This is a genomic window from Rothia mucilaginosa (assembly GCF_049990865.1).
GTDB lineage: Bacteria > Actinomycetota > Actinomycetes > Actinomycetales > Micrococcaceae > Rothia > Rothia mucilaginosa_I.
The window spans coordinates 864,104-885,016 of the sequence record NZ_CP188231.1; the positions used below are offsets into that span (position 1 = coordinate 864,104).

Sequence of the window (20,913 nt, forward strand, 5' to 3'; positions counted from 1 at the left end):
TATTGTCGAGTACAACTATACCCTCAGGTGGGACAGCTATTCCTGCTCGCGGTCAGCGGTAATTGTTTAGATACTGTTCGGAGGGCACCGGAAGTGCGAGGGTGCTACAGAGGAGAGACGCTCAACCCTAGGCGCGGCCGCCGAGCGCCGTAACATTCCAGCTAGCAGTACTATCAGAAGTCACCACACCACAAAACAGAGGAGAACCCGCTGAAGCACGCACCCCCAAATCCTCCACAAACACGCGGCCACCCGCAGGCACACTACGCTCCTTACGATCCACACCCGCACAATACACCGTCATCTTCGCACCCGAACGGTTCTCCACCGCAACCGAACCGCCACTCGACACCGTATCGTGCACAAAACCGCGGCTGCCCTGCATCTGAATCTCGCCAACCTCCGCGCTCTGACTCGTCAACGGCACACCATCAGGCGCCTCAAACTCACCCGAAGAACCAACACCCGCCGCACGAACCGACACCATCCACTGCGCATCATCAGTCAGCTGCGACGTCGACGCCGTCACACGCGCCGAACTATACGGCACACTCACCGCACCGGCAGACTTCGCGGAACTAGAAGGACCGGTACTAGAAGGAGCCGGCGCAGACGCGCTCGCCGTATTACGAACCCACACGCCCGCACCCTCACCCGAACCGCCAGCAACCACCTCAACCTGAGTGCCCGAACCGTCAGTGACCGAAACCTTCATCGTGCCCTCCGGCTCACCGCGACGCTCAAACTCCACATACGAATAGGAGGCGGGCGCCGCCGGGCCCTCAAAGACCGCCTCCTCAACAGCGCCGCGACCGGTAAACAGGCGGAAACCCTCAGAATCCTGAAGCACCGGCGCCGTCGCGTGGCTCGCCGCAGTCGGCTCAGACGAAGCCTCAGCAGACGCAGAAGGGGAGGAGTTCAGGGAGGCGCACCCACCCAGGGCAGCGGCGAGCGCACCGGAGAGGCACAGGCTCACGCCCAGCTGACGGAAGCTCGGGTGAGGAAAACCTGACTGGCGGAAGCTCGGCAGGTGCAAGAAGGAAGCGGTGATGTGTGAAGGCATAAGGCACTCCGAGGTGCGGGTCGGCAACGCTACGAGGCAGTAACACTGCGGGGGATAGTAACACTGCTGGATAGCGCAACCGAGGTGATGGGTACACCACATATTGTGTCAGGTTAAATGCCCGCAGTGCAATGAAATAGAAACGCAAACGCAACGGCGCGGAGTATCATTCACACTATGGATAAGGCGGAACAGAACCAGGCAGAAAACACGGTAAAGAACGGCACAGCACCCAATACGTCGGCAGGGAATAGCTCGGGGGACAGCCCGGCGGGTGCGTCTGTGCGCCCTGAAACTACCGCATCTAAAACCGCTCCCGCTGAAGCAATCCCCGCTACAGCGAGTCCGGCAGCAGCTAGTCCCGCAGAAGCAACCGCCCTGCCCGTAGACGCCGTGCAGATTGATAGCGCCCGCCTGGACAGCGCTCACTCCGTCTACTCCACCGACCTGGACCCCGACGACGACTACGAAGAAGTCGTCGAAGAATACGCCACCACCGACGCGCCGGACGGCACGCACCGCGAGGAACGCCGCATCACCCGCACCACGCATCACCCGCACGGCAAGGGCGACCAGAAAGCTGGCACTCCGAATACGGGCTCCCCGAAAGCAGGCACCCGGGGCAACCCCGATGATGCCGCCGAGATAATCGATGCGGGCGAACCCGAAACGCACACCACGACCATCCGTACGGTCACCCGCACCGTCACGGACCCACCGCGTCGCGCCCCGCGCACCCGCCTGTTCCGTACGCTCAGCAAGTACCGCGGCGAGAAGAACCTGGCGGCGTGGGAGGAACGTTCCTCAACGCCCATGTTCGTGGCGTCCGTGCTGTACCTGCTCGCGTTCGCCGCACCCATCATGAGCACGCGCATCCAAGAACCGTACGACGGGTACCTCAACATCATTCAGATGATTCTGTGGGGCCTATTCGCCGCCGACTACTGCATTCGCCTGTACCTGGCGCCACGGCGACTCTACTTCATCACGCACAACCTGATGAACCTGGCGATTGTGCTGCTACCCGCGTGGCGTATTGTCAGCTTCCTCGCCATGATTCACCTGACCACCAACCGCCAGTACAAGAGGCTCTCAGAGCTGGCGGTGAAGCTCTTCGGGTACACCGCAATCTTCATCATCATGTTCGCCCTGGCAATCTATTCGGTGGAGTCCTCCGAGCCGGGCGCGATGATTCGTGACCTGCCCACCGCCTACTGGTGGACGTTCACGACCCTCGCCACGGTCGGTTACGGCGACGTCTACCCGATCACCGGCATCGGCAGGGTTATCGCCGTGGTCGTCATGCTGTACGGCGTGGGTATGGTCGCGGTTGCGACCGGTGCGCTCGCCAGCTGGATTATCGAAAAAATCGGTGGCAGGGAGGAGCAAGAGTACCCCGCAACCAAGGCTGACGTGGACGATCTTCGCCAGGAAATTTCTGAGCTACGTGCCCTGCTAGCTCGTGAGTATGCGCGCCGTGAAGCCCACAACTACACCCTGCGTGAGGTCGTGGATGAAGACGGCGTACACCCGATTCCTTCGGAGGCGGAGGCGGCACGCCGCGCCGGTTTCGGTGCCCCCGGTTTCGGTGCTGCTGAGCCCGCCTCGGCTGCTGCCTCGAATACCGCACCGGGCGCCGCGCGGACTGGTGAACCCGCTGATTCCTCGACCTCTCATGAGGTTGCGGTGCGTGAGCAGGAGCCAATCGCCCTGCTGGAGGAGACTCGCCAGACGTTCACGATTATTCGTGAGAAGTTCGCGTTGCGCTCTCGCAAATAGGTGTTGAGTTCTGCTGAGTTCTGCTGTTGTCTGCAACGAAATTGTGGGTTTGCCGGTGGCGCGGCAGAAATACTGGGGCAGAAATCCAGAAAATCTCGCCAGATATTATGTTGTGGCTTGTCAAGGTAAAATTAGCCCGCTCAGAGTGCAAATTGGTGCTCTTGCCTGTGAATAACCCCTCAATTTAAGGTCTAATGTGACCAAACTATCTTTTAAAAATAACCGTCACTAGTGAAACTCCTAGCCAGAGCCTATAAACTATCTACGTGCCGATTACCGAGCACCCTGTAGCCCAATGCGCTACGGGGTGTTGTCGTATCCCCACCTCACTCACGGGCAGACACCACTCAACTCACAAACTCACTCAAACACACACACTCTGTTAGGACACTTTCGTGGCACCTAAGTCCACCCTGGGTGCGCTCGCTCTACTCGTCAGCGCGCTCTCCCTCACCGCGTGCGCATCCGCACCGAATAACGCCTCCGCATCCGCTGTTGTTGACCAGGCTGCTTTTGCAACCGCCGAACCTAGCGCCGTTTCCGCCCCCGGCGACGACAGCACCGGAATTAAGGCGGCGGCTGGCGTCTCGCAGGACCCGTCGATTCACCCGACCGCAACGCAGCCCACCGAGACCCCCGCACCGGATAACACGAGCAATCAGGAACCTGCCTCACCCGCCCCGACCGCTATGCCTTCTTCCATGCTCGCGACTCGTTCGACGACGAGTGCTGACGGCACCTGGGTTCAGCAGGGCGCCGCCGACCTCGAGAACTACATGGACGCCGTCATCCACGACGGTGTTATCGAGGTGACTTACCACCTGAACCACGAAGAGCTGGCGACCCCCTTCTGGGTTGGTGCTTTCGAGGCGAAGACCGGCAACTTTACCTACGTTTCCCGCGTGGATCGTGCGAAGCTGGCCCGCGCACCCTACGCCTCCGACAAGGAAGCCAAGGAATTCACCATGGAGAACGGTGTGCTGAGCTTCCCCATGACCTATGAGGGCGCCACCCGCATCATTCACCTGGAAAAGCAGCACGGCTAAGCGCGCTACCGGGGGAGTCATCTCATATCTGGCACGCATAGCGGATGGGTCGTTCCCGTTGCCGCGTGCGGGCTATAGAATGGGACTATGAGCGAGAACACGACCCCCGAGCACGGCACCGCAGCCTCGGTGCAGGATTCCTTCGAGCTGCCCGGCGCACCGGACCAATTCCAGCGCCTGTGGACCCCTCACCGCACCGCCTATGTGAGCGGTGGCCAGAAGGACTACACCGAGAAGACCTGCCCCTTCTGCACCGCGCCCAGCCGCAGTGACGAGGAGTCGCTGATTGTGCACCGCGGCGAGCATGCCTTCGTGATTCTCAACCTCTACCCGTACAACCCGGGGCACCTGCTCATCTGCCCGTACCGTCACATCCCGTTCTACGATGATGCGACCGAGGCGGAAACCATGGAGATTGCGCAGCTGACCCAGCTCGCCATGAAGGTTCTACGTGAGGTGTCGCATAATGACGGCTTCAACATTGGCATGAATCAGGGCAAGGTGGGCGGCGCGGGCATTGCTGATCACCTGCACCAGCACATTCTGCCGCGCTGGAGTGGGGATACGAACTTCCTGCCGATTATCGCTCACACCAAGACCATGTCCCGCACGCTGGATGATATGCGTGTGGCTATTGCGGAGGGGTTTGCTCGACTCAGCTAGGCAGGCTGGCTAGACGATCCGGTCTAGGTAGCCCGGCCTAGATAGCCCAGTCTAGATAGCTCGGTGGCCCGGTTGGCAGGCTTGGTGGGTTTGAAAATCTGCACTCACTACTTCAATTTGCCAACCAGTGCAGAAAAAACTTGCTTCATAAATGCGTAGATTAGGCGGTCGACGCGTATTTGAATGATGTTATGCCCCTTGGATATGGCAAAGTTTTAACTGCAGCGACGCTGCGGGGAAGCTTCCGGCTTCCATGAACACCGCATAGCTCACCGAAAAATAGCGGTCACCGATCGCTTTCGGGCTTGGCAGGGTAAGCACCCTGCATCAACCACAGAGGTCAGCGCCTCAACTGAGAACCCACCCGGTCGTGCGTGAACGCGCGGCAACACTGCGAGGGGTGCGGATCAGCGTGAAGGCTGCTGGCCTCTTTTGCGCTCCGAGGATGCGCGCCGGGAATGTGTGGAGCGTCTGGGGCAGTCCCGCCAGCCGCGCCGTGAACCCGCCAGAGCCGTGAGATGTGCCAGCACTAGATGCGCCAGACCCGCTAGAGTGGAATGCTATGGACTACCCCAACCTGCTTGAGACTGCTTTCGACGAGTTTAGTGCCGCGCCTGCTGTAGCTACTGCGCCTGCCGCCGGTAATGATGCCGGTGCAGCCGGTGATTCTGCAGGCGCGCCGCAGCTGCTCATCTGGAGGCAAATCCGCTGGTCCAATCGCCGCCCGCTCATTGAGGTGGAACCGGTCGTGCCTGTAACTGGTGGAGCCATTGGCGGGGTCGCTGAAGGAGCTCATCACCGGTCATCTCAAGCGGCAGGGGAGAGCGCTCCTATCCAGGAAAGCGTGCCCGCTCAGCTTGGCGTTCCGAGCGGGGTGCGCATCCAGATTCCGCTGACCCCCGGCGCCTACCTGGGGCTGCGTATTCCGCGCGATAGCGAGGGGGAACTCTACCGCTACTGCGCCGGCTACACCACCGGCGTAAGCGGTGACGCCGCCCCCGAATCTGCCTCCGAACCCGGGGTTACCTCCGCCGGAATCCGCCGCGTACCCTGTCCCGAGGGCACCCGCATCCAGCGTGGCCAGCAGTGCCCGCGCTGCACCGCCCGCGACGAATTCACCGCCCTGCACAGCGCGCACCTGTACCCCGGAACGCTCACCGAATCCATGCGCGCCTACGCCATGCTGGAGCACCGCCTCTACATCGCGACGTTCCCGGACGGCACGCACAAGGTCGGCACGAGCTCTCTGCATTCGACCCCGCGCCGCCTGGACGAGCAGGCGGTCGCCACCGCCACCTACATTGCGCTCGCACCCGACGGGCTTACCATTCGCCGCGCCGAAGATGCCGTGACCGCCCTCGCGAAGATTCCGCAGGTCAAGCAGGTGGCGAGCAAGTACCGTGCCTGGACGAACCCGCTGCCCGGCGCGCAGCTTCGCTCTGCTCATCAGGAGGCGGTTGCCCGCGCCCGCGAAGCGCTCGCCGAGCTGGCGCGCACCGAGCCGGAGGTGCCGCTCACCGCCCTGGATGAGCCGTGGATTCCGTCGCTCGCCATGAACCGCCCGTATGCGGCACTGCGGGCGCAATCGCCCGAACCACTGGCGCCGTGCGATTCTGGTCTGGGTAATCCCGGCATCGAGAGCGGGGCGGCTGGCTTCTTCTGCACGGGCGCGGCGGGTCAGTTTTTGAGCGCCCACACCGGCGATGCTGACGCGGCGTTCCTGGTGAATACTGCCGCGTGGAGGAATGTGCTGGTGGAGCCTGCGCAGGAGTTCACGCGGGTGAGGGTGCAGGGTTCGCTGTTCTAACTACCCCAGCATCCCGCCCCGTCCGGCTGTAGCGAACGAGTCCCGGCGGACCATTCAGCCGTTAGCGTGCGTGTACTAAAATGGTAAGCATGTCCAAACCCCTCATTCGTCTTCTCGGCCAGGGCGTACGCGTCGCGACTAAGCTTCGCGGCGGCGGCTCCGCCTTCCCCGGCCTTGTCATGGAAAAATTGCACCCCGACTTCGTCGCTGAAGAGCTCGCGAAGCTGCCCTACGGCGTGGTTGTTGTCTCCGGTACGAACGGTAAGACCACCACCACGAAGATGGCTGTGCAGCTGCTTGAAGCTCAGGGTCTGAAGGTTTTCACTAACCGCACCGGTTCGAACTTTGTGCGCGGTGTTGCCGCGGCACTGCTGGGCGAGATGACTCTCGGCGGCAAGCTTGACGCTGATATCGCTGTGCTTGAGCTGGACGAGGCGCACGCCGTGCACTTCGTCAAGGCTGTCAAGCCCGACTACGCTCTGCTGTTGAACGTTCTGCGTGACCAGCTGGACCGCTTCGGTGAGATTGACACGACCCGTCGCATGCTGGCGACCGTCGCCTCCGCAACGACCGGCACCGTGGTGCTCAACCGTGAGGATCCGCGCATCCGCTCGCTCGCTGAGAACGTGCAGCCGGGCGTGACCGTCAAGTACTACGGCCTGGATGAGTCCCTGCGCTCGTACTTCCCCTCGGATGATGAGATGCGCGGCGGCACCGTTGCGAAGGCAACCCTTCCCGATGCAGACGTCACCCTCACCGCGTTCTCCGGCACCTCCGCTACGTTTGATCTGGCGGGTGTGGAACGAGTCGGTGAGATTAACCTCTACGGCATTTACAACATCTTCAACGCAGCAGGCGCTATGGCGCTGACCCGCGCCGTCATGGGAGATAAGCTCAACGAAGATAAGCTCATTGCGGAGCTGGCGAAGATTACCCCCGCCTTCGGTCGCGGTGAGACCCTGAACGTGAACGGCCGCCCACTGCAGCTGCTGCTCGTGAAGAACCCGAGCGGTTTCCGCCTGTCCCTGGCGAGCGCGAACGCTGACGACTACGCCACCATGATCACGATTAACGACCAGTACGCTGACGGTCGTGACGTGTCCTGGCTGTGGGATGTTGACTTCGACAGCTTGAAGAAGACCGGCGTGCAGATGGTTTCGGGCGTGCGCGCCTGGGATATGGCGCTGCGCCTGGAACATGACGGCGTGAAGGTTGACGAGGTCAACGAGAACCTCGCCGATGCGCTCAAGGGCTTCATTGCCTCCAGCGGTAACGCGCCCATGCGTATTTTCTGCACCTACACCGCAATGCTGGCTCTGCGTGAAGAGCTCGCAAAGATCACTGACGTTGAGAGGGTATCCTAATGACGGCAACTCACACTTTTGAGGGCACCCCCGCCTCCGGCCCCAATAACGGTAAGACTCTGCGTATTCTGCAGCTGTACCCGCTCGACATGAACATTTACGGCGACTGGGGTAACACCCTGGCGTTGGCTCGTCGCGCGCAGGCACACGGCTTTGACGTGCAGATTCTGGATCACAACCCCGGTCAGCCTTTCCCGAAGGATGTTGACATTATTCTGGGTGGCGGCGGTCAGGATTCCGGTCAGTCCGTGATTCAGGACGACCTGCACGCTAATGGTGACACGCTGCGCGCGCTGGCTGAGGATGGCGTGCCGATGCTCGTCATTTGTGGCCTGTACCAGCTGTTCGGCAAGGAGTTCCGCACCCGTGAGGGTGAGGTGCTGAAGGGCATCGGAATTTTTGATGCGCACACGGTCGGCGGTGATGACCGCCTGATTGGCAACATTGTTGAGGAGTCTGAGGAGTTCGGCACCGTGATTGGTTTTGAGAACCACTCGGGCCTGACTTACCTGGGTTCTGGCTGTACCCCGCTGGCTACCGTCACCAAGGGCGAGGGCAACAATGTGACTGATGCATACGAGGGTGCGCGCGTGCACAACGTGATTGGCACTTACCTGCACGGTTCGCTGCTGCCGAAGAACCCGAAGATTTCGGACTACCTGATTGAGCAGGCGGCTAAGCGTAAGTTTGGCGAGTTCACGCCGAACACGATTGACGACTCGCTGGTGGAGAAGGCACGCGCTTCGGCTGCATCTCGCCCCCGCTAGCATCCTATTCCGGGCGGTGGCGTGCACTTTCTGAGGTGGTGTGCGCCTCCGCTACGGTATAGTTATGTGAGTACAGTACGGTGCGTGGGACGTTTCGCCGTGTCCGCACAGAGGTTTTGACTAAGGGAGATACGAATGTCCGGTCACTCTAAATGGGCGACTACTAAGCACAAGAAGGCTGCTATCGACGCTAAGCGCGCGAAGGCGTTCGCGAAGTTCATTAAGGCAATTGAAGTTGCAGCACGTATGGGCGGCGCTGATATTGCTGGTAACCCCGCTCTTGACCTGGCTGTGTCCAAGGCGAAGAAGAACTCCGTTCCTAACGACAACATTGACCGCGCAATCAAGCGTGGCGCTGGCCTGACCGGTGAGACCATTGACTACACCGAAATCATGTACGAAGCACGCGGCCCGCAGGGTACCGCTCTGTACATTGAGTGTCTGACCGATAACCGTAACCGTGCAGCGTCTGAGGTTCGCCTGGCTGTGACCCGTAACGGCGGCACCATGGCTGACCAGGGTTCGGTTGCGTTCCTGTTCGAGCGTAAGGGCGTTGCTGAGGTCACCAAGACTGACGGTCTGACCGAGGACGACGTTCTGATGGCTGTCCTGGATGCAGGTGCCGAAGAGGTTCTGGACGAGGGCGACGTGTTCACCGTTGTTTCCGCAGCGACCGACCTGCCCGAGATTCGTAAGGCACTGGACGAGGCTGGCCTGGAGTACAACAACGACGACCCGGTCTTCCGCCCGACCATGCAGGTTGACCTGGACGCCGAGGGTGCTAAGAAGTTCATGAAGCTGGCAGACGCTATTGAAGAGCTCGACGACGTTCAGAACGTCTACTCGAACGCTAACGTTTCTGCTGAGGTTATGGCAGAGCTGGAAGCTGAGTAATCGCTCGGATTCTGATATCTGATGCTTGAAGAAGCCGCTCCTTTAACCGAGCCGCCGTAGGGTGGCTGGTTGGGGGAGTGGCTTCTTAGCGTTTTGGGCTATATTGCCTGCGATACCGCATCTTGGGGATGCGCTGGATACTTTTCGCGGGGTGCGCGGTGACCGCACTTGTGGTGACCGTTCTCGCGGTGACAATGTTCGTGGCGTGCCCCGGTGCCGGGTGCTAGGATTCTGAAGGGCTAGAATCTAGAGATTCTAGAGGGAGTTTGTCGAAAGGGGAGATGATGGCTGCCGCTCAACCTGCCGCACGCGATAGCATGCGTGAAAACCGTACCGCTGCCGCTGTGGAGCGTGTGCCGGGTGCAACCCGCATCATGGGTGTTGACCCGGGTCTGACCCGCTGCGGCTTCTCCATGCTCGATATGACCGCCGACCGTAAGGCGCACTTCGTGAACGTGGGTGTTGCCGGCACGATCCCTGCGGAGTCCCTGGACCAGCGTATTCTCTGGATTTTCAACGCCGCCTCCCACTGGCTGGACACCTACAAGCCGGATGCCCTGGCGATTGAGCGTATCTTCGCTCAGGAGCAGGTGAACACGGTGATTGGTACGGCGCACGCTTCGGGTGCGGTAATTTCTGCGGCGGCGATGCGCGGCGTGCCGGTGTTCTTCCATACCCCCTCGGAGGTGAAGGCGGCGGTGACCGGTAGCGGCCGCGCCGATAAGGCGTCGGTCGGTCGCATGGTGACCCGTATTTTGGGGCTGGATTCCATGCCGAAACCCGCCGATGCTGCCGACGCCCTGGCAATTGCCATTTGTCACGGTTGGCGTGGCGGCGGCATCGGTTCGGGTATTAACATGTCCGCTCAGACGCAGACTCATCAGGGTTCACGCCCGGCACAGGCGCCTCGCGGCGGGGTGTTGACTCCGGCGCAGCGTGCCTGGATGGAGGCGGAGGCGCGCGCTCGCCGCTAGAGGTGCCTGTGTGTGCCTTCGTAGGTCTTTGCGCCCCTCCTGCTGGCTTGTGTATATTCGCTAAGAAGTTCGAATATATGCTTGATTTCAGAAGAAATATTCTAATATACTTGTAGTGTCTCCCCGTCGAACTGGGGGAGTGCGTTCTGTGGGTGCCGGAGTTCCCGGTGCCCTCACACTGCCGCGAGCCTCATTCCTGGGCGCGGTGTTGAAAGGTGGAGAGAAATGATTGCATCCCTGACCGGTCGTGTGGCTCAGGTGGGCCTTGACCATGCGGTGATTAACGTGAACGGTTTCGGCATGCTCGTGTACGCTACTGCGCGTACTCTCTCCAAGCTGCGCACCGGTGAGGAAGCTACCGTGCTGACCACCATGATTGTGCGTGAAGAGTCGATGACTCTCTACGGTTTTTCGGAGCCTGCCGAGCGTGAAGTGTTCGATATGATGCTTTCGGTTTCCGGTATTGGTCCGCGCATTGCTCTGGCGGTGTTGAGCGTTCACACTGCTGCTGAGGTGGAGCGCGCCGTGGCGACCGGTGACGATAAGGCGTTCACGAAGGTTCCCGGTATCGGCCCGAAGGGCGCCCGCCGTATTGTGCTGGAGCTTGCCGGCAAACTGATTCTCAGCGATGGCCAGACCGATGAGCTACCGCTGAGCCAGGGCATCATCTGGAAGCCGCAGGTGCTTGATGCTCTCACCTCCCTGGGCTGGAGCGAGAAGGACGCTTCCGCCGCTATTGACGCCTACGTGCAGCACAACCCTGCCGCAGAGACTGAGCCGGTTGGTGTGGCTCTGCGCGGTGTGCTCGCCTCCTTGGGTACTCAGAACACGGTGGGCCGCCACTAATCGGCGCGCCCTGTTCGTTGTATCCCACTCAAACTTTTGTGAAAGAAGAATTCTATGAGCCAGAATCCCTATGAGCCGCAGCCCGCGGCGTCCCTGGTTTCCGGCGGGTATTTTCCCGGTCAGGTGCCCGGCACTCAGGCGTCTTCAGCTCCCGCCCAGCGCCTCGTGGCGATGGAAGAAGAGCCTGAAGAGAAGATGATTGAGGCGGCACTGCGCCCTAAGTCCCTGGATGACTTTGTGGGTCAGCGCCGTGTGCGTCAGCAGCTGTCCCTGGTGCTGGAGGCTTCGAAGATGCGTGGCCGTAGCGCCGACCATGTGCTGCTGTCGGGACCTCCCGGTCTGGGTAAGACCACTCTCGCAATGATTATTGCGGCAGAGATGGAGGCGCCGCTGCGCATTACCTCCGGCCCGGCGATTCAGCATTCGGGTGATTTAGCGGCGATTCTGTCTTCGCTGACCCCCGGTGAGGTGTTGTTCCTGGATGAGATTCACCGTATGAGCCGCCCGGCTGAGGAAATGCTCTACATGGCGATGGAAGATTTCCGTGTGGATATTGTGGTCGGTAAGGGCGCGGGTGCGACCTCCATTCCGTTGGAGCTGCCGCAGTTCACCCTGGTCGGTGCGACGACCCGCGCGGGTCTGCTGCCCGGCCCTCTGCGTGACCGATTCGGCTTTACCGGTCACCTGGAGTTCTACTCGGTGGAGGAGCTTGAGCTGGTACTTCGCCGTAGCGCGGGCCTGATGGACATGCAGATTACCTCCGAGGGATTCACCGAGATTGCCGGTCGTTCCCGAGGCACGCCGCGTATTGCGAACCGTCTGCTGCGCCGTGTGCGTGACTGGGCGCTGGTCAACGGCGTGGATCGCATTAATGCGACCGATGCCGCAACCGCTCTGGACATGTACGAGGTGGATTCGCGCGGCCTGGACCGCCTGGACCGCGCTGTGCTGGAGGCGCTGATTCACAAGTTCGGCGGCGGCCCGGTGGGTCTGTCTACCCTCGCCATTGCGGTGGGTGAAGAGACGGAGACCGTGGAGACGGTTGCCGAGCCGTACCTGGTGCGTGAGGGCCTGATTGGTCGTACCCCGCGCGGTCGTGTGGCTCTGCCCGCGGCGTGGGAGCACCTCGGCTTGGAAGCCCCGGAGATTCAGCTTTAGGCCCGATTCAGCTCTAGACCCGCACCAGCTGATAACACAGCAGTTGATGACACAGTAGTAGCCCGTGTGAGGTAGCAACAACCTCCCGCGGGCTTCTCTGTGCGCTCCTTTGTATCGTTCGGCAACGCATCTTTCTGCACCACTTCTACAGGCGCTGTCAGGTTCCATCGGGCTCTGCCGGGCTTTATCAGCGACATAAAATTACGCCGAGAGAGTCCAAAACTCAGGTTAACCTCACAAAAATGCTGGTTCGGGTCACTAAAGCTCAAGCTCTCGCGTAGGATGGATACGTACTGTATCTACGATTCCACACCTTCTGGTACGCTCAACCCTCGCGGTGAGCGGCACGGGTGCGGATGTGAAAGTGAGACCATGGATTTTAACCTCCTGATTATGATCGCCATGATGGCGCTGCTGGCATGGATGATGTTCTCTGCGCAGAAGCGTCAGCGTAAGCAGATGGAGGAGCTGCAGGCAATGCGACGTGCGCTCGTCCCTGGTGATCAGGTGATGACTGCTTCCGGCGTTTACGGCACCGTTGTCAGCACTGACCTTGAGAACAACAAGCTGCAGCTTCAGATTGCAGAGGGCGTTGTGATTACTGCGTCCATGAATGCGATCCTGAACCTTGTTGAGGAGGAAGCCCCCGCAGCGCCCCTGACCGAGGACGTGTACGAGGCTACCGCATCCGAAGCTCCCGCTTCCGATACCTCTTCTGATACCGCTAAGTAATTCAGAGCGTATGAGCCCGGCGCCCATGAGCGGCGTCGGGTTTTCACGTTACGGAATCTGTAGAACACTCAATACTATTCACACGAAGAAGGAACATTATGGCTAAGCGTTCACCGCTTGCAGCCGCGCGAGGGGCGCTCCTCTCGATGGTCCTGCTCATGGTTGTTATGGCTGCCGGTATTTTTGGCAGCACCTACTCGGGAGGTTCTTGGGCACCGAAGCTCGCCCTGGACCTTTCGGGTGGTACTCAGATGATTCTTTCTCCGAAGGTCAATGGCTCTTCGGATGGGAACGTCACCCAGGAGCAGTTGAACCAGGCGGTTGAGATTATTCGTCAGCGCGTTGATGGTGCCGGCGTTTCGGAGGCGGAGGTTACCACCTCCTTCGGCTCGGGTAATAACGTGGTTGTTTCGGTTCCCGGAACAATTAGCGCTGAGACTCGTCAGCTGATTCAGGCGTCTGCAAATATGACGTTCCGCCCGGTGCTGCTTTCTGGTGCCGGTACTGCGGTGGCTGAGGATGCCCGCACTGCGGACGATAAGCTGCCCAAGCCCTCCGCGGAACCGACTAATGGTTCGGACCGCAACTGGATTACTGCGGACCTGTACAAGCAGTACGAGGCGAAGGACTGCACCGCGGCACGTAATGAGGACGCCGATAGTGCCGACCCGACTAAGCCGATGGTGGCGTGTTCCACTGACGGTAAGGAGAAGTACATTCTGGGTCCTGTGGAGCTGAGCGGTAGCGATATTTCTACCGCAAGCCACTCGCAGGAGACGAGCGGTCAGGGCGTGACGACGGGCCGTTGGGCTGTGAACATTCAGTTCAACGATGAGGCTCGTGAGAAGTTCCAGAACATCACTTCTCGCCTGAACGCGATTCGTGCGAAGAACGCAAATGATCCGCGTGCCCGCTTCGCAATTCTGCTGGACGGCAAGGTGCTGTCCTCCCCGGTGTCGCAGGCAGTGATTTCTGACGGCAAGCCGCAGATTACCGGTAACTTCACCGAGCAGGAGGCGAAGGCTCTCGCCGATCAGCTCAAGTACGGTGCCCTGCCGATTAGCTTCACGATCCAGTCGGAGCAGCAGATTTCTGCGACCCTGGGTTCGGAGCAGCTGCGTGTGGGTCTGCTGACCGGTCTGATTGGTCTGCTGCTGGTGTTCGTGTACTCGCTGTTCCAGTACCGTCTGCTGGGCTTTGTCACGATGATGTCGCTGATTGTGGCTGGCATTATTTCGTATGAGGCGATTGCGCTGCTGGGTTGGGCGTTGAACTACCGCCTGTCCCTGGCTGGTGTGGCGGGTCTGATTGTGGCGATTGGTGCTACGGCTGACTCGTTCATCGTCTACTTTGAGCGTATCCGTGACGAGATTCGTGCGGGCCGCACGATCCCGTCGGCGGTGAACCACGGTTGGCAGCGTGCATCCCGCACTATTTTGGCGTCGAAGGCTGTGAACCTGCTGGCTGCTGTGGTGCTGTACGTGGTGTCGGTCGGTTCGGTGAAGGGCTTCGCGTTCACCCTTGGTTTGACCGCGATTGCTGACCTTGTGGTCGTGTACCTGTTCACCCACCCGATGCTGACCCTGCTGGCGAATACCCGCTACTTCGGTGAGGGTCACCGCCACTCGGGCCTGTCGCCTGAGTCGCTGGGCGCTACGCCGCTGTACCGTGGTGCCGGTCGCCTCCGCAGCCCGGAGGAGAAGCAGCTGAGCATTGCTGAGCGTCGCCGTGCAGAGCGTGCCGCCGCTGAGGCTGACGAGTCTGCTTCTGATGAGAAGAAGGAGAGCTAAGCATGGCTACCGATGTGAAACCTAATGCTTTTGCCCGCTTCGGTAATGACCTGCATTCGGGTGCCCGCTCGTACCCCTTCGTGGGTAAGCGCCGCCTGTGGCTGCTGCTGGCTACTGTGCTGATGGCGGTTTCGGTTCTGATTCCGGCTGTTGGTGGCGGCTTCAACCTGGGTATTGATTTCCGTGGCGGTTCGGAGTTCGTGGTCTCGAAGACCGCGCACGTTGATACTGCTACGGGTGAGCGCATTATTCACGAGAAGGCGAAGGATGCTTCGGATGTTCGCGTGACCAATATTGCGCCGGGTACGATTCGTGCCCAGATGAGCAAGCTCAGCGATGATGAGACTCTGCAGGTGAAGGCGGCTCTGCAGGAGGGTTACGGCGTCTCTGAGAATGACGTGACCTCCTCGTTTGTGGGCCCGACCTGGGGTGCGGATGTGACCCGTCAGGCGTTCTGGGGTCTGATTGCGTTTGTGGTGCTTGCGCTGATTGGTATGGCGTTCTACTTCCGTACCTGGAAGATGTCGCTGGCGTCTATTGCGGGCCTGTTCTTCACCGTGGTGGTGACGGTTGGCCTGTACGCCGCGTTCGGCTTCGAGATTACTCCGAGTGCAATTATTGGTTTCTTGACGATTCTGAGCTACTCGCTGTACGACTCGGTGGTGGTGTTCGATAAGATCCGTGAGAACACCGAGGACGTGCTGGAACGCCGCGACACGACCTTTGCCGAGCAGATTAACCTGGCGGTGAACCAGACTCTGGTCCGTTCGATTAACACGGCTATTGTGGGTGTTCTGCCGGTGGGCGCGATCCTGTTCATTGGTGCGTTCATCCTGGGCGCGGGTACTTTGCAGGACCTGTCCCTGTCGCTGTTTGTGGGTATTCTGGTGGGCATGTTCGGCACGCTGTTCGTGTCTGCTCCGCTGTATGCTTCGCTACGTTTGGGTGAGCCTCAGATTCGTGAGCACACCGCGAAGGTGGAGAGCGGCAACTTCAAGGACGCTGAGGCTGAGGAGGCTGAGGGTGACTCTTCGGAGGAGCCCGCCGAGGCTGAGAAGTCTGAGAAGTCTGAGAAGGCTGAGAAGTCCGAGGATTCCGCAGAGGACGAGAAGGCTGCCGAGAAGCCCGCTAAGAAGCCGGCACGTGCAACCATTGAGATTCACCGCGTGAACCTGAACGGTTAGCCTGCGTTCCGCCAGCGCTACTAGTGCTACTGTGCTACTGGCGTTGCTAACGATAGGGGAGTCGATACCGAGAGGTGTTGGCTCCCCTTTAGTGTGCCCGCAGTTTTATGCCCGCTGGTTTGTTCCTACCGGCCTAATATTTCACAGGTCTAATGTGTCACAGTGCGGCATAGTTTACGCACATATTTTGGCGCATATCCGCGTGCTGGGTAGGATAAAGGTAGAAGATACTGCGCGCCCGCATCCACGCCTTTCAACGACGAGCAGATTCGGGGGCTCAGGTCATCGCTGTTACGTCCAAAGGAGCCCGGAATGAGTGCAGAACCTGCCGTGAACACCAACGCTGAGAACCCTGCAGGGACCGCCGAGAAGCCTGCGGTTCGGCCCGCTGGCCCGATTCCTCTGCCTGAAACTGATTCGTCTGACGCAAAGAAGAAACGCGGCTCGCACCGCGTCATGGCTGCTGGCGGGCGTGTGCCGAACCGCCTGGTCTTCGGTAGCCGCAGCAGCAAGATGGAGGCGTCCGATTCGCGCGGCGGTACCATCCGTTTCTCCCCGATGATTGCGCCGGTCGTACGTGCCGTGCGCCGCTACCACCCGGACGAAGACATCCAGGTGCTGCAGCGCGCCTACGAGGTGGCGAACCGTTGCCACGAGGGTCAGAAGCGTAAGAGTGGCGACCCGTACATCACCCACCCGGTCGCGGTGACCGCAATTCTTGCGGAGATGGGTGCAACCGGCCCCGTGCTCGCCGCCGGCCTGCTGCATGACACGGTGGAAGACACCGATTACACGATGGAGCAGCTCACCGAAGAGTTCGGCGAGGAGGTCGCCTACCTGGTCGACGGCGTGACCAAGCTGGACAAGATGACCTACGGCGAGAACGCCTCCATTGAGACGATCCGTAAGCTCGTGCTGTCCATGAGCAAGGACATCCGCGTGCTGCTCATCAAGCTTGCCGACCGCCTGCACAACGCGCGTACTTGGCGTTTTGTGCCGCAGGCTTCTGCCGCGAAGAAGGCAGAAGAGACCCTGAAGATTTACGCGCCGCTCGCGCACCGCCTGGGCTTGAACACGATCAAGTGGGAGCTGGAGGACCTGTCCTTCGCCGCCATGAGCCCGGAAATTTACGCCGAAATGGTGCGCATGGTCGGCGAACGTACCCCCGCGCTCGAAAAGTTTCTGAACGAGGCGCGCACCAAGATTAAGGAGCGCCTGGCACAGGTCGGTATCGAGGCGACCGTGACCGGCCGCCCCAAGCACTACTACTCGATTCATCAGAAGATGAAGACGAAGGGCCGTAGCTTCGACGAGATTAATGACATCCTCGCGGTGCGCATCATGGTTGAGGAGGAGGCGGAGTGTTACACCGTGCTCGGCCACGTGCTGTCCCTGTGGCCGTCGATGACTGGTCGTTTCAAGGACTACATTAAGAACCCGAAGAACAACAACTACCAGTCGCTGCACCTGACTGTGTACGGTCCGGGTAACCTGCCGCTTGAGATTCAGATCCGCACCTACAAGATGCACGAAGAGGCCGAGTACGGTGTGGCTGCGCACTGGCGCTACAAGGCGGCGTCGCGCGGCGAGAAGGTCGCGGCTCGTGGCGGCGCGCCCGCGAAGGACCCGAAGGAGCCGGGCACCCAGACCTCGGCGATGATGAACGTCGGCATCCTGCAGTCCATCGCCGAGATTTCGAACTCCAACCCGGAATCGGAGAAGTTCTACGAGTCGCTCGCCGACACCCTCGACACCGACGAAATCGTCGTACTCACCCCCAACGGCGAGGCAATCGCCCTGCCCAACGGCTCCACCCCCGTGGACTTCGCCTACGCCATCCACAGTGAGGTTGGCGACCGCACCGTCGGCGCGAAGGTCAACGGCCGCCTGGTGCCGCTGCACACGGTCCTGCCCACCGGCGCGACCGTGGAGATCATGACCACGAAGAACGAGGATGCCGGCCCCAGCGAGGACTGGCTGAAGTTCGTTCGCTCCTCACGCGCTCGCACGAAGATCCGCCAGTACTTCGCGAAGGAACGCCGCCTGGAGGCGCTGCTCGCCGGCCGCGAGATGCTCACCAAGAGCATGCGCAACAGTGAGCTGCCGCTGCAGAAGATGATGAGCCCGGAGATTATGACTCAGGTGGCTCAGCTACTGCACAAGAACGACGTGGCGTCGCTGTACCGTGCGATTGGTGAGCACGAAATCACGCCGAAGCAGGTCATTGACACCCTGGTTGAGGTGCACCGCGGCGACGAGCCGGCACCCGAGGTTGAGGTCAGCGACTTTGACGAGACGCTGCTGAAGTCCACCCGCAAGGCGATTGGCGATAACGGCGTGATTGTGCCGGGTGCTGAGGGTGTGCTGACGAAGATTGCGCGCTGCTGCACCCCGGTTCCGCCGGATGACATTATCGGCATTGTGACCCGTTACAACGGCATTTCGGTGCACCGCCGCGACTGCCCGAACATGCGTAACGCTGACGAGGAGCCGCGCGTGACCACGGTTGAGTGGGCGTCTTCGCCGACCGCTACGTATCGTGTGCAGATTCAGGTGGAGGCGCTGGACCGTAAGGGCCTGCTGAGCGACCTGATTCGCGCGATCTCTGAGTCGGGCGTGAACATTCTGGATGCGCGCGTGCACACTTCAGAGGATCGTACCGTGGTGGACCGCTTCGCCCTGGAGCTGGGTGACCGCTTCATGCTGGAGCACGTGCTGAACGTGGTCCGTAACGTGACGGGCGTGTACAAGGCGTACCGCCTGACCGGCGCGAAACCCTCGGAAGCGTAGCCTCTTTAGAAATATCCTTCATAGGTTGATTCGAGGTGCTGGTTTTTGTACTCTTGAGTTAACCGTTCGGCCCGCTACTCTTGATGGAGTAGACGGGCCGGATTTCTATTTTCTGCTCTTTACACTGAGAAGCCACATGTGTTCCGAACACATGTGGCTTCTCGCCGTTAAACGGGTTGTGTTCCAGAATGACGAACGGGCGAGTGCGGGGTCTGGGGAACCCGTATACTGAAAGAGTTCGCGCCGCCGGGTACGAAACGGCTTGTGGAAGCTACGAACGCTCCCACGGAGTACAGCATCTAGACCGGCGCTGGCGCATGTGTACGACCGGGGCCGCACTGGTTCCGAACTTTTGACGTTTCTTCGACTGTAGAAACGATTACTGATGAGAGGTTGACCGCCCCTATGACGACGCAGTCTACGGATTCTTCCGCTACCACTGACGAGCACCGTAACCGCAATACGGAGCGTGCGCAGCTGCACTCTACGATTTGGCGTATTGCGAATGACCTGCGCGGTTCGGTAGACGGCTGGGACTTTAAGCAGTACGTGCTGGGTATGCTTTTCTACCGTTACCTCTCTGAGCGTCTGGTGAAGCATCTCAGCGATGCTTCGTCCGGCGGCAATTATGCAGCGCTTCCCGATAGTTTTATTGACGCTGAGGGTAAGCGTGATGTCATTAAGAATCTCGGTTTTTTCCTCTTACCCTCAGAGCTCTTTTCCTCAGTACATGCTGCTGCACAGCGTGATGATAACCTCAATGAGACCCTTCATAAGGTTTTCAAATCAATCGAGTCTTCAGCTGAGGAGATTTATTCTGAGAATAACCTAAAAGGTCTTTTTGATGATTTTGTATTAGACTCTAATAAATTGGGAGCGACTGCTACTGCTCGTCATGAGACTCTAAAAAAACTTATGGACGCTGTGGCAGAGATGGACCTTAGCTCTGATTATTCGGAGAGTTCAAATGACGCTTTCGGGGATGCATACGAGTTCCTTATGGGTATGTACGCGGCGAATGCGGGTAAGAGCGGAGGTGAGTACTACACTCCACAGGAAGTCTCAGAGCTCCTGGCAGAGATTGCTATGGACGGGCGTAATCCCCAAGATATTAGTACCGTGTATGACCCGGCGTGTGGTTCAGGTTCGCTGTTGCTAAAGTTTGCCCGCATCCTGCGAGAACGTGGTGACGAGGTTGAGATGCCACTTTTTGTAGGACAGGAGATTAACCTGACGACCTATAACCTGTGTCGCATGAATATGATTCTTCATGGTCTTGATTTGAACGGTTTCAACATTGCGCATGGTGATACCTTGATAAATCCGAAGCATCGCAGGAACCTCGAAGCGAGGGAGAATGCTGGGGATAAGGCCTATGGCCTCTACGATGCTATCGTGTCTAATCCGCCCTATTCCACGAAGTGGAAGGGCGATTCTGATCCGACCCTAATTCACGATGAACGTTATGCCCCGGCAACAGTTCTGGCACCTAGGTCGAAGGCTGACCTGGCGTTTACGATGCACATGTTGGCTTCTCTTGAAGAAACGGGTACGGCTGCGATTGTCGAATTTCCAGGTGTGCTGTACCGTGGCAATGCCGAGCGCAAGATTCGTGAATATTTACTGAAAGAGGACAGGGTGGACGCTGTAATTCAGTTGCCCCCTAACCTGTTCTACGGCACGAGTATTGCGACTTGCATTCTGGTTCTGAAGAAGAGTGCCCGTAAGGACCATTCGGTGCTATTCGTGGATGCTTCGCACCTCTTCGATAAGGGCACGAACCAGAACATTCTGGGTAAGGCGCACCGTGAGAAGATTCTGGAGGTGCTGGCGGCTCGTGAGGAGCGTGAGCATTTCTCGGCGCTGGTTCCGGTGGAGAAGCTGCTGGAGCAGGAGGCGAACCTGGCGGTGTCGAGCTGGGTTGAGCCGGAGGATACGCGTGAGCGCGTGGATATTGTTGAGCTGAATTCCCGTATTGAGGGTATTGTGGCTCGTCAGGCTCAGTTGCGCGTGGAGATTGACGCTATTGTGGCGCGCCTGGAAGGCGGCGAGTAGT

General features: G+C 59.7%; 16 protein-coding genes. 15 read left to right on the forward strand and 1 reads right to left on the reverse strand.

All coding sequences use genetic code 11. The features are described from left to right. Positions 1-127: 127 nt before the first annotated feature. A complete protein-coding gene (locus ACP3RB_RS03445) occupies positions 128-1,063 on the reverse strand; it encodes a hypothetical protein (RefSeq protein WP_426699447.1) in 936 nt (311 codons plus the stop codon). Between the two features lie 282 nt (positions 1,064-1,345). Here ACP3RB_RS03445 and ACP3RB_RS03450 point away from each other — a divergent pair, with 282 nt between their 5' ends. The 15 genes from ACP3RB_RS03450 to ACP3RB_RS03520 all read left to right on the forward strand — a co-directional run bounded on the left by ACP3RB_RS03450 (position 1,346) and on the right by ACP3RB_RS03520 (position 20,912). After that, complete coding sequence (locus ACP3RB_RS03450; RefSeq protein WP_426699448.1) at positions 1,346-2,842, forward strand: potassium channel family protein; 1,497 nt, start codon at positions 1,346-1,348, stop codon at positions 2,840-2,842. A 395-nt stretch (positions 2,843-3,237) separates the two neighbouring features. Continuing rightward, positions 3,238-3,888, forward strand: a complete 651-nt coding sequence (locus ACP3RB_RS03455) for a hypothetical protein (protein ID WP_315429509.1) — start codon at positions 3,238-3,240, stop codon at positions 3,886-3,888. A gap of 87 nt (positions 3,889-3,975) precedes the next feature. After that, positions 3,976-4,551, forward strand: coding sequence for an HIT family protein (locus tag ACP3RB_RS03460; RefSeq protein ID WP_426699449.1), 576 nt, complete (start codon positions 3,976-3,978; stop codon positions 4,549-4,551). A 562-nt stretch (positions 4,552-5,113) separates the two neighbouring features. Further along, on the forward strand, positions 5,114-6,358 hold the full coding sequence (locus ACP3RB_RS03465) for a hypothetical protein (RefSeq protein ID WP_426699450.1): 1,245 nt from the start codon (positions 5,114-5,116) through the stop codon (positions 6,356-6,358). A gap of 80 nt (positions 6,359-6,438) precedes the next feature. After that, positions 6,439-7,722 carry a MurT ligase domain-containing protein gene (locus tag ACP3RB_RS03470; RefSeq protein WP_426699451.1) on the forward strand — a complete coding sequence of 428 codons (1,284 nt, stop codon included), beginning with the start codon at positions 6,439-6,441 and terminating at the stop codon, positions 7,720-7,722. Beyond that, positions 7,722-8,489, forward strand: coding sequence for a type 1 glutamine amidotransferase (locus ACP3RB_RS03475; RefSeq protein WP_426699452.1), 768 nt, complete (start codon positions 7,722-7,724; stop codon positions 8,487-8,489). Before ACP3RB_RS03470 ends, ACP3RB_RS03475 begins: the two co-directional genes overlap by 1 nt. Positions 8,490-8,624: 135 nt before the next feature. After that, the gene (locus ACP3RB_RS03480) at positions 8,625-9,383 is read left to right on the forward strand and encodes a YebC/PmpR family DNA-binding transcriptional regulator (protein WP_049345517.1); all 759 of its coding nucleotides are present in this window, start codon (positions 8,625-8,627) and stop codon (positions 9,381-9,383) included. Between the two features lie 284 nt (positions 9,384-9,667). After that, on the forward strand, positions 9,668-10,357 hold the full coding sequence (ruvC, locus tag ACP3RB_RS03485; RefSeq protein WP_426699563.1) for a crossover junction endodeoxyribonuclease RuvC: 690 nt from the start codon (positions 9,668-9,670) through the stop codon (positions 10,355-10,357). Between the two features lie 225 nt (positions 10,358-10,582). Beyond that, entirely contained in the window at positions 10,583-11,203 is a 621-nt protein-coding gene (gene ruvA / locus ACP3RB_RS03490) for a Holliday junction branch migration protein RuvA (protein ID WP_311649121.1), read from the forward strand. Between the two features lie 171 nt (positions 11,204-11,374). Next, complete coding sequence (ruvB, locus tag ACP3RB_RS03495; RefSeq protein ID WP_172855776.1) at positions 11,375-12,361, forward strand: Holliday junction branch migration DNA helicase RuvB; 987 nt, start codon at positions 11,375-11,377, stop codon at positions 12,359-12,361. 372 nt (positions 12,362-12,733) lie between these two features. Next, positions 12,734-13,093, forward strand: a complete 360-nt coding sequence (gene yajC, locus ACP3RB_RS03500; RefSeq protein ID WP_294630923.1) for a preprotein translocase subunit YajC — start codon at positions 12,734-12,736, stop codon at positions 13,091-13,093. 98 nt (positions 13,094-13,191) lie between these two features. Further along, positions 13,192-14,883 carry a protein translocase subunit SecD gene (gene secD / locus ACP3RB_RS03505; RefSeq protein ID WP_426699453.1) on the forward strand — a complete coding sequence of 564 codons (1,692 nt, stop codon included), beginning with the start codon at positions 13,192-13,194 and terminating at the stop codon, positions 14,881-14,883. A gap of 2 nt (positions 14,884-14,885) precedes the next feature. Continuing rightward, positions 14,886-16,067 (forward strand): protein translocase subunit SecF, encoded by a 1,182-nt coding sequence (gene secF, locus ACP3RB_RS03510; RefSeq protein ID WP_426699454.1) that lies wholly within the window; start codon positions 14,886-14,888, stop codon positions 16,065-16,067. Between the two features lie 312 nt (positions 16,068-16,379). Then, complete coding sequence (locus ACP3RB_RS03515) at positions 16,380-18,857, forward strand: RelA/SpoT family protein (protein WP_426699455.1); 2,478 nt, start codon at positions 16,380-16,382, stop codon at positions 18,855-18,857. Positions 18,858-19,262: 405 nt separating this feature from the next. After that, a complete protein-coding gene (locus ACP3RB_RS03520; RefSeq protein WP_371572706.1) occupies positions 19,263-20,912 on the forward strand; it encodes a type I restriction-modification system subunit M in 1,650 nt (549 codons plus the stop codon). Position 20,913 lies beyond the last annotated feature (1 nt).

Coding starts and splice junctions, on each gene's coding strand:
- ACP3RB_RS03445 (WP_426699447.1), bottom strand. CDS start 1,063: ATGCCTTCACACATCACCGCTTCCTTCTTGCACCTGCCGAGCTTCCGC.
- ACP3RB_RS03460 (WP_426699449.1), top strand. CDS start 3,976: ATGAGCGAGAACACGACCCCCGAGCACGGCACCGCAGCCTCGGTGCAG.
- ACP3RB_RS03465 (WP_426699450.1), top strand. CDS start 5,114: ATGGACTACCCCAACCTGCTTGAGACTGCTTTCGACGAGTTTAGTGCC.
- ACP3RB_RS03470 (WP_426699451.1), top strand. CDS start 6,439: ATGGTAAGCATGTCCAAACCCCTCATTCGTCTTCTCGGCCAGGGCGTA.
- ACP3RB_RS03475 (WP_426699452.1), top strand. CDS start 7,722: ATGACGGCAACTCACACTTTTGAGGGCACCCCCGCCTCCGGCCCCAAT.
- ACP3RB_RS03480 (WP_049345517.1), top strand. CDS start 8,625: ATGTCCGGTCACTCTAAATGGGCGACTACTAAGCACAAGAAGGCTGCT.
- ruvC (WP_426699563.1), top strand. CDS start 9,668: ATGGCTGCCGCTCAACCTGCCGCACGCGATAGCATGCGTGAAAACCGT.
- ruvA (WP_311649121.1), top strand. CDS start 10,583: ATGATTGCATCCCTGACCGGTCGTGTGGCTCAGGTGGGCCTTGACCAT.
- ruvB (WP_172855776.1), top strand. CDS start 11,375: ATGGAAGAAGAGCCTGAAGAGAAGATGATTGAGGCGGCACTGCGCCCT.
- yajC (WP_294630923.1), top strand. CDS start 12,734: ATGGATTTTAACCTCCTGATTATGATCGCCATGATGGCGCTGCTGGCA.
- secD (WP_426699453.1), top strand. CDS start 13,192: ATGGCTAAGCGTTCACCGCTTGCAGCCGCGCGAGGGGCGCTCCTCTCG.
- secF (WP_426699454.1), top strand. CDS start 14,886: ATGGCTACCGATGTGAAACCTAATGCTTTTGCCCGCTTCGGTAATGAC.
- ACP3RB_RS03515 (WP_426699455.1), top strand. CDS start 16,380: ATGAGTGCAGAACCTGCCGTGAACACCAACGCTGAGAACCCTGCAGGG.
- ACP3RB_RS03520 (WP_371572706.1), top strand. CDS start 19,263: ATGACGACGCAGTCTACGGATTCTTCCGCTACCACTGACGAGCACCGT.